Raw genomic sequence first — 13672 nt, 5'->3', positions numbered from 1 at the left:
TTGATGGAAAACCGGGCAGCGCTGATCTATAACGACGCAACACCCGTACAGGAATAACCTCCCGCCGGCCGAGGCCCACTCTGAGCCAAGCCTAATCTGACGGACACCCCGATGCCTCAGTCGCGTACGCTGTTTGGACGCCCGCTCGAGACGAGCCTCGTTGCGGTCGATCGGGCCATCTCCGAATTTCGCTCCGGCCGTCCGGTGCTGTTGCGCTCAGGCGCGACCCTGGCGCTGGCCCTCTCGGCTGAACTGGCTGAGGGCGAGCTGGTCGGCCGCCTGGAAAGCCTGGCCGGCGGCATGGCTCATCTCGCGCTGAGCGCGGCGCGTTTGCGGCGGCTGGGAGCCAAAAACCGGGCTGAGACCGGCATTCTCGCGATGCCGGCGCTGGATCTGGCGCGTATCGAGATGCTGGCACTCAAGACCGACGGCAAGGTTGATGCGCCGGTGGCGCCGGCCTGCGCCATCGACGAGTCAGCCCTCGAACTGGCGCGGCTTTCGCTGGTTCTTCCGGCCGTCCTGGTCGTACCGGTCTCGGCCCAGGCCATCGTCGGCGAACCTCTGGTCGAAGTCGAGATTGCCGCCGTGGACGGCTACCGTGCCGCCCAGGCTGCGACGCTGACCATCGTCGGCCGCGCTCCCGTTCCGCTCGAAGGCGCACCGGAGACGGAATTCGTCGTGTTTCGCGGGGGCGAGGGCCTGCGCGACCAGGTCGCCATCATCGTCGGCAGCCCCGATCTCGCCTCGGCGGTTCCAGTGCGCCTGCATTCGGCCTGCCTGACCGGCGATCTCTTCGGCTCGCTGAAATGTGATTGCGGCGACCAGCTGCGCGAGACGGTGCAGTGGATGGCTGAGAACCAGGGTGGAATTCTGCTCTATCTCGACCAGGAAGGCCGCGGCAACGGCATCTCCAATAAGATGCGCGCCTACAAGCTGCAGAGCCAGGGCTGGGATACCTACGATGCCGACGAGGTCCTCGGCTTCGATCTCGACCAGCGCCATTTTGACTTCGCCGCGACGATGCTGAAACAGCTCGGCGTGAGCAGCGTCACAGCGCTGACCAACAATCCGCTCAAGGTCGGCGCGATCAAGGCGGCGGGCGTCGAGGTTGCAGCCACACAGGCCGTTCTCGGGAGGCCGAACGTCCACAATGTCCGCTATCTCGCCTCCAAGCGCGACCGCGCCGGCCATTCCATCGACATGGACGCGCTGATGGCGCGCGCTGCGCCGAAGGATTGAGCTAGGGCGGGGTGGCCCGCCATGGACCGCGAGGGCTTGATCGCGATGACGACTTCGGGCACCGCAGCCTGATGTCGCAACCGCCAGCCTCCGAACCCGCTTCGCCTGCCGCGCGCTGGCCGTTCGCCAGCGTGGTCGCCATCGTCCTCCTGTGCTGGATCGCGCTGTCCTGGCCCTGGCTGTCGGGCGTCGTCACCATTCCCTGGGACGCAAAGGCGCATTTCCAGCCGCAGCTTCAGTTCCTGGCGCAGGCCTGGCATAGCGGCCACTCTCCGTTCTGGACGCCTTACGTCTTCGCGGGTTCCCCGCAGGTGGCCGATCCGCAATCCCTGATCTTCTCGCCTCCCTTCGCACTGATCGCGGCGCTCGAACCTGTTCCGGGGTTCCGACTGGGCGACTTCGCGGTTCTGGGCACGCTGCTTGCGGGCGCGCTCGCCTTCGTCGTCATCTTCCGCGACCGTGACTGGCACCCGGCCGGCGCCGTCGTCGCGGCTCTCGCCTTCGCTTTTGGAGCCGCCGCAGCCTGGCGGATCCAGCATATCGGGCAGGTGCTGAGCCTGGGCTATTTCGCCATCACGCTCGCCTTGATCTCACGCGCGCTGGAGCGCGGCTCGATCGCCTATGGCTTCGCGGCCGGCATCGTCGCGGGCTTCATGGTGCTCGGCCGCGACCAGGTCGCGTTGCTCGGCGTTTATGTCCTGGCCGGGCTGGTGATTGCGGCCATCGCGATGGCGCGAAATCCCTGGCAGGCGCTGCGCACGAGCCTCCTTCCCCTGTTGGCAGGCGGGCTCGGCGCGGTCCTGGTCGCGACCGTGCCGATCCTGCTGACCGCAGTGCTCGCCGAGGAATCCAATCGCCCGGCGATCGATCTGATCGGGGCCGGCAAGGGCTCGCTGCATCCAGCCGCGCTGCTGACCGGCCTCTTCGCCAATCTCTATGGCGCGGCCGGCCCGCTCGAGAATTTCTGGGGAGCGCCGAGCCCGGCCTTCGAGGCCCGCTTCGGGCCGCAGGACCTCTACCTCGCCCGCAATATGAGCCAGCTCTATCTCGGCCTGATCCCAATGGGGCTGGTCCTGACCATCGGCATCGTCAGAGGCGCGCTTCTGCGCCGCGAGATCGTCGCGCTGAGCGTCGCGACACTGCTTGTGCTGATCTTCGCGCTCGGGCGCTTCACGCCGGGCTTCCGGCTGCTGTTCGAGCTTCCCGGCATCGCCTTCTATCGCCGTCCGGCGGACGCGCTCTTCATCCTGGGTGCGCTGCTGGCGCTGCTCGGCGGCTATCTCACCCATCTCGTCATGACCGGCACGGAGCCCCGCGCCCGGCGCTGGCAGCGCATCCTAGAGGTCGCGATCTTCGCGGTTGCGCTTGCTCTGGCACTCCGGCTCGCCTGGGCGGTCGGTCGCCTATCACTGGCCATCGTGCCGCTGGTGACCGCGCTGCTCTGCGGGATCTTGTGCATTGGGGCGCTCGTCGCCGCGCGAGGCTTTGCGCTGCGCGGCGCCGGTCTTGCTGCGGCCATCGTGATCGCCGTCACGCTGACCGTCGATCTCTCCGTCAATAACGGCCCCAGCGAATCCACCGCCCTGCCCTCGCAGGACTATGACGTGCTGCGCGCCGACAGCACGAACGAGACCATCGCCCTGCTCAAGCGCGAGACCGCCCGCACAGCCGGCCCCGACCGCCGCGACCGGATCGAGCTGGCCGGCATCGGCTTCCACTGGCCCAATGCCAGCCTCGTCCACCAGCTCGACAACACGCTGGGCTACAACCCGCTGCGGCTCGGCCTCTACAGCAAGGCGACCGGCGCCGGCGACCATGTCGCCCTGCCCGACCAGCGCACATTCTCTCCGCTGATGCCGGGCTACCGCTCGCTGCTCGCCGACATGCTGGGCCTGCGCTTCATCGCCACCGGCGTCCCTGTCGAACAGATCGACAAGGCGCTGAAGCCCGGCGATCTCACCCAGATCGCGCGCACGCCCGACGCCTATGTCTACGAGAACCCGCGCGCCCTGCCGCGCGTGCTTTTGGTGACGAAAACCGCCAAGGCCGATTTCGACGCGATCCTGGCGAGCGGACAGTGGCCTGCGGGTTTCGATCCGCGCCAGACTGTGCTGCTAGACCGCGACACCCCTCCGCTGCCGCCCGGGCCGATCGTGACAGGCCGGAGCCTACCCGGCCCGGCCCTGCCAAGCTCGGTCCGCATCGCCGATTACGGCACCACCGAGGTGACGTTGAAGGTCGATGCGCCGCAGGGCGGCTATGTCGTGCTCAACGATGTCTGGCATCATTGGTGGCAAGCGGAGATCGACGGCGCGCCCGCGGAATTGCTGCGGGCCAATGTGCTGTTCCGGGCCGTCGCCGTGCCGCCGGGGCGTTCGACCGTGCGCTTCGTGTTCAGGCCGTTCCGGGGGCTGTTCGAGGATATCGGGACGCGGTTGAAGGCGGAGCAACGCCCTCAGGGGTGATTGCGAGAGGCCGCGCGGCAGATCACCGGAGTGCTGACTATGGACAGCCGGACGGAACGGCGGCGATCACAGTTTCCCAGGCTGAAGAGTTGGCGTCGCAACACGGCCGGCAACTGGCAGATCGAGCTGCGGAATTTCCGTTTGACGGTTTTCCACAAGCCCCGGGGCTGGAGCGCCGTCATCAGCCACCCAGCCATGCCCGCCCCGGCATTCACGCGCGACAATTGCGGCAGCTTTGCCGAGGCGCAGATGGCCGCGTTCGATCTGCTGACATCGCTGGAACGAAGGGGGCCTACCGCAACGCCCCCATCGCCGCGATCGGCTTGACCGAACTTCCCGCCAACACAGCCTCGAGTCCCGCCGGATCGAGCACCCCGTCGCGCATCGTCTCGTCGCGGTGGATGCCGCCGGCGATGAACAGGCTGTCGAAGCCCATCAGCCGCGCGCCAGCGAGATCGGTGCGCACCGCGTCGCCGATCACCAGCACCTTCGCCGGATCGACCGGATGCCCGCCGCGCGCCGAGCGCGCCGCCTCCAGCGCGAGGTCATAGGCCGGGCGATAGGGCTTGCCGGCATAGGCGACGCTGCCGCCGAGTTCCTCGTAGATCAGAGCCAGCGAGCCGGCGCAGGGCAGCAGGTCGTGCCCGACATGGACGACCAGATCGGGATTGCCGCAGATGAAGGGCAGCCCGCGCGCCGCGAAGCGCTCCAGCAGCGGGCGGTACTGCTCCGGCTGCTCGGTGCGGTAATCGTTGAGTTCGGTGGCCACGACGAGGTCGGCCTCGTCTTCGAAGACCAGCTCGACATCGGCATGGTCGAAGACGGCACGGTCGCTCTGCCAGCCGATATGGAAGATCTTGCGGTGGTGGCTCTCGGCGATGAGGGCGCGAGTGACGTCGCCCGAGGTGATCAGCCGGTCCCAGGCTTCGCGCGGTACGCGCTTCTTGTCGAGAAGGTCGGCGACCTGCTCGGACGGCGACGGCGCATTGGAGAGCAGCACCACCGCCCCGCCCTGCTCGCGATAGCGCGTCAGCGCCTCGCAGGCCGGCGGCAGAGCCCAGACGCCGTCATGCACCACGCCCCAGACATCGCTGATCAGCACGTCGTAACGGGCGAGCAGCTTGCCCGCCGAATCCAGAACCGGAACGGCCATCAGTTTGCTTTCTTCGCCTCGAGCGCCATACGGGCCTCGACATCGGCGCGGCGCGGCAGTGGCGCAACCGCCCCGAACCCCTGCGTCGAAAGGGCGGCCGCGACATTGGCGTACGCAGCCGCCGCGAAGGCATCGCCCGTGCGGATGTATTGCGCCAGGAAGGCGCCGTCATAGCAGTCGCCGGCGCCAGTGGCATCGATGGCGTCGACCTTGATCGGCACCAGCCGCTCGCGCCGCGTCGGCGTCGCCACCAGCGAGCCTTCATGGCCGAGCGTCAGCGCGACAATCTTTGCGCCGAGACCCAGATAGAAATCGACGATCGCGTCGGCATCGCTCAAGCCGGTGAGCTGGGTCGCGTCGTCAAAGCCCGGCAGCACGATGTCGGCCATGGCGCAGGCGGCGTTGATGATCGCCTTGGCCCGCGTCAGCGGCCAAAGCTTCAACCGCAGATTGGTGTCATAGGCGGTGAGCACGCCTGCTTCGCGCGCCATCGCGAAGGCCTCGAACACGGCATCGCAAGCGGACGCCGAGATCGCCTGGCTGATGCCGGACGCCTGAACGATCCGGGCGGAGGCGATCAGGTCTCGCGGCATGTCGCGCGGGCCGACGAGGCTCGCGGCCGAGCCGGCCCGCAGATAGGAAAAGACATGGCCGGACGGGCCGTGATCGACGAAATAAAGCCCGGTCGGCGCGCTTTGATGGGTCGAGACATGGCCATCGTCGACACCCTCGCGCTGCCAGAGCTCGCGGATCGAGCGGCCCGCCATGTCGTCGCCGAGCGCGCCGAGATAGGCCGCCTTCGCGCCCTGCCGGGAAGCCGCGATGGCGCAGTTCGAGGTGTCGCCGCCATGGCCGAACTGGAAGGCGCCGGTCTCGGCCCGGGTCGCGTTGAACTCGCCCAGCGGCTCGCCGATGCAGAGAAGGTCGAAGCGGGGTTCTGTCACGGGGCGGGGACCATCGGGCAAAGCGGGACGCGAATTCTGCGCGTCTTCCTAGAGCATCGGCCCGAAAAACGGAAAGCGGTTTTCGGGGCGCCTGCGCGCTATTCCGCCGCTTCCTGCTTAGGCGGCAGTGCCATCAGGCGCTCGGCGACCGCCAGAATCTCCTGTCGCAGCGCCGCATGCGCCGCCGGATCCTGCACGGTCACGGCCCCGGCGTTGCGCGCCTGGGCCGCCTCGCGCTTCAGTCTGGCGCGCTCGGCGCGGGATTGTTCGAGTGCCCCGTGCAGCGTCTGCACCTCGGCATGGACGGTTTCGAGCTGCGCGTCGCGTGCCCGGAGATCCTCGCGCAGGCCCGACAGCTCCTGCGAAACGCGCTCCCGTTCGGCGGCAAGTGCAACCTTGGCCCGCTCCAGATCCTGCTCCATGGTCTGCCTCGCCTCGCTTTCGTCAGCCCGCGCCTGGATCTCCTGGGCCAGCAGAGCCTCGATCCTCAGCGCGTCGGACGCAGCCGCGCCAGCGCGGGAATCGGCTGCGGCGAGCCCGGCCTCGGCCTGCTCGGCACGCGCAGCCAAGGCGTCGGCTCGCAGCCGTTCGCTGTCGCGATCGACTGTCATCGCCTTCAACGCAGTCTGGCTTGCACTCAGCGCGTTCGCGCTCGCCGTGAGCCGATCGGCAAGGTCGCGGCCGGAGCCTTCGAGCACCATGATCTTCGTGCGATCCTCGACCTGTGCGACCCGCGACTGGTCGTAGTCCTGACTCAGGCTCGCAAGCGCCGTCTCGCGCTCGCTCAGCAACGCCTGCGTCCGGCCAAGCGTGTCGCGCGCCTGCGCAAGCTCTCTGTCGCGCGCCGAGAGATCCGCGCTGGTGCCGTTCAGGGATGTGCGCGTCTCGGCGAGGGTATGCTCGACGCTGGCCAGATCGGCGACGCGCTTGTCGAGCGTGGCCGTCGTCTCGGCCAATGTCGCGGTCTCGCGCGCCAGCGCGTCACGGGTCTGCGCGAGCGCCGCACGCGTCGTCTCAAGCTCATGCTCAAGCTCGGCGATGCGCCCGTCACGGTCGCGCAATGCGAGGTCGAGTTCACCGATCTTCATGTCGCGCCGGCCCAGATCCAGCATCGCGGCGGCCTTGGCCGCGAAGCCGCGCTGGGCGTCCTGCTCGAGCGTGCGCGCACGCAGCGCGAGCTCGGCGCGCAGATGGTCGCGGTCGGCCGCGATCTCGGCGAGAGACAGTGGAAAAGCCGCCTCTGCCCGCTTGCGCGCGAGCCTGTCGGCGCGTCGGGACAAGGCGGGCACCGCCGCCAGCGCCAGCAGGCTTGCGCACAGGAAGCCGAGCGCGACGAGCATGACAGCTTCGATCAAGACCTGCGGCTCCAATTCGGGGCAGACAGATTAGAACACAGCGCCGAAAAGCGGAAATCCTTCGGCGTGCTGCCCCGTCCTCAGCTATTGTCGCTTTCCGGCTTCCGCAATCCCCGCGACGACTCAAGGCCTCGGCACTGCGGCATGACCGGACGCTGCGGCATGCGGCTGCGTCATGCCGTTGGCAGAGACGGTCAGAATGGGTTCCAGGTCGCCTGTGGCGTGAACTTGAGATAGCCGAGGTTGACGCCCAGCCGCCAGCCGACGCCGGTGCGAATCGGCACCACCGTCACGCCTTCGGCCGCGAGCGCCGTGAAGCCGAAACCACCGATGAAATAGGCCGAGCCATCGACCCCCACGAAGCGCTGGTAAAGCGCCTCGACCGTCGGCAGCCCATAGACCAGCATCATCGTGCGAGCGCCCTCACCGCCGAAATCGAAGCCGACGGATGGGCCCTGCCAGAACACTTTGCGGTCCCCCGCATTGCGGGTAAACAACGTGCCCTCGCCATAGCGCAGGCCGCCGACGAAGGCGCCGGACGCCTCCTGGCCGAGCACATAGCCGTTCGGCTCGCCCCAGCGCCTGACAGCCTCCTCGACAGCCAGGGCAAGCCCGCGCGAGACATTGCCGAAGAACTGGTGGCCGGAGCCGACGAGTTCGTTCTGCGAGAAGGACCGGCTCTCGCCATAGGATTGCTGGGCCAGGACCGGCGCCGGCAGATTGACGAGACCGGCACCGGCGAGCGCGAGACCACCTGTGATGAGGCTGCGGCGGGTTTGAGTCATCAGGCGGGATCTCCGAATGGGGCGCGGGTCGGCGTCGTCGATCCGCTCCGGCGCCTCGACCCCAGGGCTGCCGGCAGCCCGGCGAGGTCTCCGCCAGAACGGTGGAAGGGTGATGCCGGACCCGGGTGATCCGGCGAAATCCGAACGTCAGGCATGATGCCGCGCAAATGCGAACCTATTCCGTAACCAGTTTGATACCCCCGAAAGTGTATCCAAGCCGTGAAGATCGCAGGGCGGCTCAGTTACGCCAGGCGGCACACAAATCAGGATTTGCCCGCGATGAAGGCTGGAACATGGCGGCGGCGGGTTTCGACCGCTGCATGCGCGCTGACGATGGCTGCCATGGTGAGCGGGGCGCTCGCCGATCCCGTCTTCGCCGACACTGCCGGCCTGCCCGCGGGCCTGCCGGAACTCCCCTCATTGGGGGAAGTCATGCAACCCAGTTCCATTTCCGGCGTGGCTTTGCACGGCTATGATCCCGTCGCTTATCAGGTCGAGAGGCGCGCCGTCGCCGGGAACCCGGCTTATGAGATCGTTCATAACGGCGCCGTCTGGCGCTTCGTCTCGGCCGCCAACCGCGAGGCCTTCCGCGACGCGCCGGACGTCTACGAGCCCGCCTTCGCCGGCTTCGACGCCTCGGCGGTGGCGCAGGGACGCGCCGTCGACATCGACCCAAGCCAGTTCGCGATCGTCGGCTCGCGGCTGTTCCTGTTCCGGACGCAGGAGAACCGCCGCAGATTCGTCGAAAATACGGCCCTGATGACGATGGCCGACACGCTCTGGAGCGACGTCTCGCGCAGCATCGCTCGCTGACGATCCAACCGCTCAGGCGGCCCCGGCTGCAGCGACCGCGCGTCTCGCCAGGGTCTCGCTCGATGCCGCGATGAACGGTGGATTGCGAAAACCGCGGTCCATCCGGCCATAGCGGGGCACGGCTCCTTCCAGCGTCAGGATCATGCCGCCCGCAGCGCAGAGGATGGCGTCGCCTGCCGCGATATCCCACTCCATGGTCTGGCCACCGCGGACATGCAGATCGGCCTCGCCGGAGGCGATCAGACCAAACTTGATGGCCGACGACATCGGCATCGTCGTGGTCGAGCCCAACGCGGCCGAGACCTCCTCGCTCAGTGCGTCGCAGTGAAAGCGGCTGACCAGCGTCTCGGGGCCGGCGGCCGGCAGCTTGCGCACGATGATAGGGCTCGCCTCGCCCACGGGGGAACCGTCCGGCAGAAGCGCCTGCTCGAACGCCTCCGTTCCCGCAAACCACAACCGGCCGCTGGCCGGGGCGGCGATCGCCCCCGCGACCGGCCTGTCCCCGCAGATCACGGCGATGGCGACGCAGTAGTTCTCGCCGCCTGCGAGGAATTCGCGCGTACCGTCGAGCGGATCGAGCAGGATGAAGACGGGCGCCGTCGCAACTGCCTCGGCGCTTTCCTCGCTGATCACAGGAATACCCGGCAAAAGCCGCGCCAGCGCCCGCTTGGCCGTGTGATCGGCAGCGATGTCGGCGGAGCAGACGGGAGAGCCGTCCGCCTTGATCGTGACGTCGCGCGCCGCGCGCATGGCGAGAAGGACCGCGCCGCTGAGCCTCGCCGCCTCCGCGAGCCGCCGGCCCAGATCGTTCCGGTCGGCCAGACGCGGATCTGACATGCGCGGATCCGAGATAGCTGGATTGTCCTGGACGGTTGTCACCGTTGCGCGTCCTTCGCCCCACGCTGCTGGAAATCGGGGCTTAACCACATGAAAACCAAGATACCACCATATCTCATCACAACGGTGTTCAGTCGGCCCCGAGCGCCACGCAGCAATGACCCCAGGACATACCCATGACCGCCATCTCGCTTGAGCCGCTCGATCTGGCCGCGCTCCTCTGCAGCCGTGTCTGCCATGACGTGATCAGCCCGGTCGGGGCCATTGTCAACGCGCTGGAGGTCCTGGAGGAGGACGACCCGTCGATGCGCGATTTCGCGCTCGAACTCATCAAGAAGAGTGCCCGCAACGCCTCCTCGCGGCTGCAATTCGCCAGGCTCGCCTTTGGCGCGGCAGGCTCCGCCGGCGCGATGATCGACCTCGGCGATGCCGGCAACGTCGCCAACGGCTTCCTCAACGACGAGAAACTCTCGCTCGACTGGGAGGCGCCGCGCGCATTGCTGCCGAAGAATCAGGTCAAGCTGCTGCTCAACCTGCTGGTCCTGGCGGCCCAGGCCGTGCCCCGCGGTGGCAAGTTGGTCTCCCGGGCAACCGTCGAAGGCGAGCAAGGCAGCTTCACGATCACCGCGACCGGCTCGCATGCGCGCATCCCGGCCCATGTCGAGGAGTTGATCGCCGGGCGCTCCGAAACGGGAACCATCGACGCGCACGCGGTCCAGCCGCTTTACACCGGAATGGTCGCCCGCGCCGCCGGCATGGCCATCGCCTTCTCGATCGAGGGCGATACCGTGACGATCACCGCCCACAAAGAGGCCTGAAGCGAGAAGCCAGCGAATAAGACCGGTTTTCGCCCTGATCGAAACCGATCATAAACCCTTCTGCTGCTTAGTCTGTTGCAGTGTGTTGTCGCGTTGAGTGGTGGTCCCCTGCATGGACGACTTGCTGCAAGAGTTCCTGACGGAGACCGGCGAGAATCTCGACACGGTCGATCGGGAACTCGTGCGCTTCGAGCAGGAGCCGAACAACGCAGATATCCTGCGCAACATCTTCCGTCTGGTCCACACCGTCAAAGGCACTTGCGGCTTCATCGGCTTGCCGCGCCTGGAAGCGCTGACCCATGCGGCGGAGTCGCTCATCGGCCAGTTCCGGGACGGCGCGAGCGTCAGCGCCATCGCCGTCACCGCGATTCTCGAGACGATCGATCGCGTCAAGGATATCCTGTCGGAGCTCGCCGAGAAGAGCGAGGAACCTGCCGGCAACGACGAGAATCTGATCCGTGAACTCGGCATTCTCGCCGATCATGCCAAGGCCGAGCTGCAGCAGAAGCCGCAGCGGGACGTCGACGGCACGGATGGGGCCGATCCCGTCGCGGCCTATCTCGCCCGACACGGGGGCCCTGTCCCCACAACGTCCGCAGAGGATGCGCTAGACCTGGTCTTCCGCAGCGCACCCGGCCCGCAGAGGGGGCGCGACGGCCGGATCGAACACACCGCGGCATCCGAACCGGGCGACGAGCCCGTCTCCCGCGAGCAACGCCAGGTCGGCCCCGCCACGCTGCGCGTGAATGTCGACACCATCGAGCATCTGATGACGATGGTGTCCGAGCTGGTTTTGACCCGCAATCAGCTCCTCGAAATCTCGCGCAAGCAGGGCGATCATGGGCTGAAGGCGCCATTGCAGCGCCTCTCGCTGATTACGGCCGAGTTGCAGGACGGCGTCATGAAGACGCGGATGCAGCCGATCGGCAACGCATGGTCGAAGCTGCCCCGCATCATTCGTGATCTCGGCGCCGAACTCGGCAAGCGGATCGATCTGGTCACGGAAGGCGCCGACACCGAACTCGACCGGCAGATCCTCGACATGATCAAGGACCCGCTGATGCACATGGTCCGCAATTGCGCCGACCACGCGATCGAAGCCCCCGCCGAACGTCTGGCCGCCGGCAAGCCCGAGCACGGTATGATCCGCGTCGCCGCCTATCACGAGGGCGGCTCGGTCACCATCGCCGTGACCGACGACGGTCGCGGCCTGGACATCGAGCGCATCCGGCGCAAGGCCATCCAGCAGGGCCTTGCCACCGAAGCGGAAATCGGGCGCATGAGTGACGCCCAGGCCAGCCGCTTCATCTTCCACCCCGGCTTCTCGACCGCCGACAGCATCACCGCCATTTCCGGGCGCGGCGTCGGCATGGATGTGGTCAAAGCCAATGTCGATGCGATAGGCGGCCTGATCGACATTGTCAGCAAGCGGGGCCTCGGCACGACGATCACGATCAAGATCCCCCTGACGCTCGCGATCGTCGCCGCCCTGATCGTCGTCGCAGGCGAGCAGCGCTTCGCGATCCCCCAGATCGTCGTTCGCGAACTGGTCCGGGTGAAGGCGGGCGCCGAGCATCGCATCGAGGAGATCAACGGAGCGCCGATCCTGCGGCTGCGCGGTCGGCTGCTGCCGATCATCGCGCTGGCGGGCCTGATGGGTGCGGATGATTCACCGCATGAGGACGGCTTCATCGTCGTCACGCAGATTGGCGAACGGCAATTCGGCATCCTGGTGGACGGCGTCTTCCACACCGAGGAAATCGTCGTCAAGCCGATGTCGAGCAAGCTTCGGCACATCCCGATTTTCTCGGGCAACACGATCCTGGGGGATGGCGCGGTCGTGCTGATCGTCGATCCCAACGGCGTGGCAGGCCTTGTCGGCGCCGCAACCTCTGGCGAAGCCTTCCTGAGCGAGGCGGCAGCGGTGGCCGCGACCGCTGCCGAGAAAACCACCGTGCTGGTGTTCAAATCAGGCCCGGACGGCGTCAGGGCCGTGCCGCTTTCACTGGTCACGCGCCTCGAGGAGATCGATGCAGGGGAGTTCCAGACCGGCAGCGGCCGGATTCTCCTGCATTACCGCAACCGCCTCGTTCCGGTCGTGCCTGTCGGCGAGACGCAGATCCGGGCGGACGGGCTTCAGCCGCTCGTCATCATCTCCGAGGGCGAACTGACGGTCGCGCTGGCCGTCGATGCGATCGTCGACATCGTCGACGAGGTCCTCGACATCGAGATGGCGCCCGGGCAGGACAGGGGGATCATCGGCTCGGCCATGATCCGGGGCCGGGCCACGGACATCATCGACCTCGCCTACTACCTGCCGATGCAGGAACGCGGCTGGCGCCACGCGGGCTACGAGCGTGCCGACGCGTCGGCGCCGGCGCAGATCCTTCTGGTCGAACCCTCCGACTTCCTGCGCGACATGCTCACGCCGGTGCTCAAGGCCTCGGGCCATCGCATCGCCGTCGCATCCAGCTTCGAGCCCGCCCGCCACCGCATGGCCGATGGCGCCATCACGACCGTCCTGATCGATATCGACGGCGACATTGAGAGCGCCTTCGCCTTCGCGGCCGATTTGCGCGACGGCCCCAACGGCGGTCGCTTGCGTCTGATCGGCATGACGACGCTGGTGACGCCGGACCTCCACATGCGTGCCAGCCAGGCCCGACTGGACGAGGTCGTCGCCAAATTCGACCGGCGCGCCCTGCTCAGCGAACTCGCGGAGCGTCGCCCGGGTCTGAAGGAGGCAGCATGAGGCTCGACCAGACAGATCGTGGCCTCGCCGCCGCCGCTCCGGTCGGCGCCTTCGATTCGCTCGACTACGTGACCGTGATGATCGGCGACCAGACTCTGGGACTGCCGATCGGGCGCGTTCACGACGTCTTCATCACCAACCGCATCACCCTCGTGCCGCGTGCGCCCTCGGAGATCGTCGGCCTGCTCAACCTGCGGGGCCGCGTCGTCACCGCGATCTGCCTGCGCCGGCGGCTCGGACGCCCGGCAACCGCCAGGCAGGACAGGGAAGGCAAGACGGAACTGGTGGCCGTCGGCATCGACCATGAGGGTGAGGCCTATGCGCTGATCGTGGATGCCGTCGGCGAGGTGATGCGACTGGATCAATCCACATTTGAAACGACGCCGGTCCATCTCGACCGGAATTGGGCGGCACTGACGACCGGGGTGCATCGCCTCGATGACCGTCTGCTCGTCATTCTCGACGTCGACGCCATTCTGAGACTCGACCTGCAAGCCGCGGCCTGACGCGA

At 67.4% G+C, this 13672-nt stretch carries 11 protein-coding genes; 6 read left to right on the top strand and 5 right to left on the bottom strand.

Features of this window, described 5'->3' with window-relative positions; all coding sequences use genetic code 11:
• Window positions 1-111: 111 nt before the first annotated feature.
• Window positions 112-1239, top strand: coding sequence for a GTP cyclohydrolase II RibA (gene ribA, locus AE618_RS14455; protein ID WP_054209770.1), 1128 nt, complete (start codon window positions 112-114; stop codon window positions 1237-1239).
• Between the two features lie 71 nt (window positions 1240-1310).
• A complete protein-coding gene (locus AE618_RS14450; RefSeq protein WP_054209769.1) occupies window positions 1311-3704 on the top strand; it encodes a hypothetical protein in 2394 nt (797 codons plus the stop codon).
• A 292-nt stretch (window positions 3705-3996) separates the two neighbouring features.
• Here the strand turns inward: AE618_RS14450 and AE618_RS14445 are convergent, their stop codons facing one another.
• The 4 genes from AE618_RS14445 to AE618_RS14430 form a co-directional block, all read right to left on the bottom strand.
• The gene (locus AE618_RS14445) at window positions 3997-4857 is read right to left on the bottom strand and encodes a TIGR01459 family HAD-type hydrolase (protein ID WP_054209768.1); all 861 of its coding nucleotides are present in this window, start codon (window positions 4855-4857) and stop codon (window positions 3997-3999) included.
• On the bottom strand, window positions 4857-5801 hold the full coding sequence (locus tag AE618_RS14440; RefSeq protein WP_054209767.1) for a sugar kinase: 945 nt from the start codon (window positions 5799-5801) through the stop codon (window positions 4857-4859). The genes AE618_RS14445 and AE618_RS14440 overlap by 1 nt, the downstream gene beginning before the upstream one ends.
• Before the next feature lie 98 nt (window positions 5802-5899).
• A complete protein-coding gene (locus AE618_RS14435; RefSeq protein ID WP_054209766.1) occupies window positions 5900-7156 on the bottom strand; it encodes a hypothetical protein in 1257 nt (418 codons plus the stop codon).
• A gap of 194 nt (window positions 7157-7350) precedes the next feature.
• A complete protein-coding gene (locus AE618_RS14430; RefSeq protein WP_054209765.1) occupies window positions 7351-7941 on the bottom strand; it encodes a DUF1134 domain-containing protein in 591 nt (196 codons plus the stop codon).
• Window positions 7942-8274: 333 nt separating this feature from the next.
• On the opposite strand from AE618_RS14430, the gene AE618_RS14425 reads away from it, so the two are divergent.
• Window positions 8275-8754, top strand: a complete 480-nt coding sequence (locus AE618_RS14425) for a YHS domain-containing (seleno)protein (RefSeq protein WP_156330276.1) — start codon at window positions 8275-8277, stop codon at window positions 8752-8754.
• Window positions 8755-8766: 12 nt separating this feature from the next.
• Here AE618_RS14425 and AE618_RS14420 read toward each other — a convergent pair whose 3' ends face one another.
• Window positions 8767-9591 (bottom strand): 3'(2'),5'-bisphosphate nucleotidase CysQ family protein, encoded by an 825-nt coding sequence (locus AE618_RS14420; RefSeq protein ID WP_054209763.1) that lies wholly within the window; start codon window positions 9589-9591, stop codon window positions 8767-8769.
• 176 nt (window positions 9592-9767) lie between these two features.
• On the opposite strand from AE618_RS14420, the gene chpT reads away from it, so the two are divergent.
• The 3 genes from chpT to AE618_RS14405 all read left to right on the top strand — a co-directional run bounded on the left by chpT (window position 9768) and on the right by AE618_RS14405 (window position 13667).
• Complete coding sequence (gene chpT / locus AE618_RS14415; protein ID WP_054209762.1) at window positions 9768-10409, top strand: histidine phosphotransferase ChpT; 642 nt, start codon at window positions 9768-9770, stop codon at window positions 10407-10409.
• A gap of 112 nt (window positions 10410-10521) precedes the next feature.
• Window positions 10522-13161, top strand: a complete 2640-nt coding sequence (locus tag AE618_RS14410) for a hybrid sensor histidine kinase/response regulator (RefSeq protein ID WP_054209761.1) — start codon at window positions 10522-10524, stop codon at window positions 13159-13161.
• Entirely contained in the window at window positions 13158-13667 is a 510-nt protein-coding gene (locus tag AE618_RS14405) for a chemotaxis protein CheW (protein WP_054209760.1), read from the top strand. The genes AE618_RS14410 and AE618_RS14405 overlap by 4 nt, the downstream gene beginning before the upstream one ends.
• Window positions 13668-13672 lie beyond the last annotated feature (5 nt).

It is taken from the genome of Allobosea vaviloviae (assembly GCF_001298265.1).
Taxonomy (GTDB): Bacteria; Pseudomonadota; Alphaproteobacteria; order Rhizobiales; family Beijerinckiaceae; genus Allobosea; species Allobosea vaviloviae_B.
This window is presented reverse-complemented; position numbering and strand designations above follow the sequence as displayed.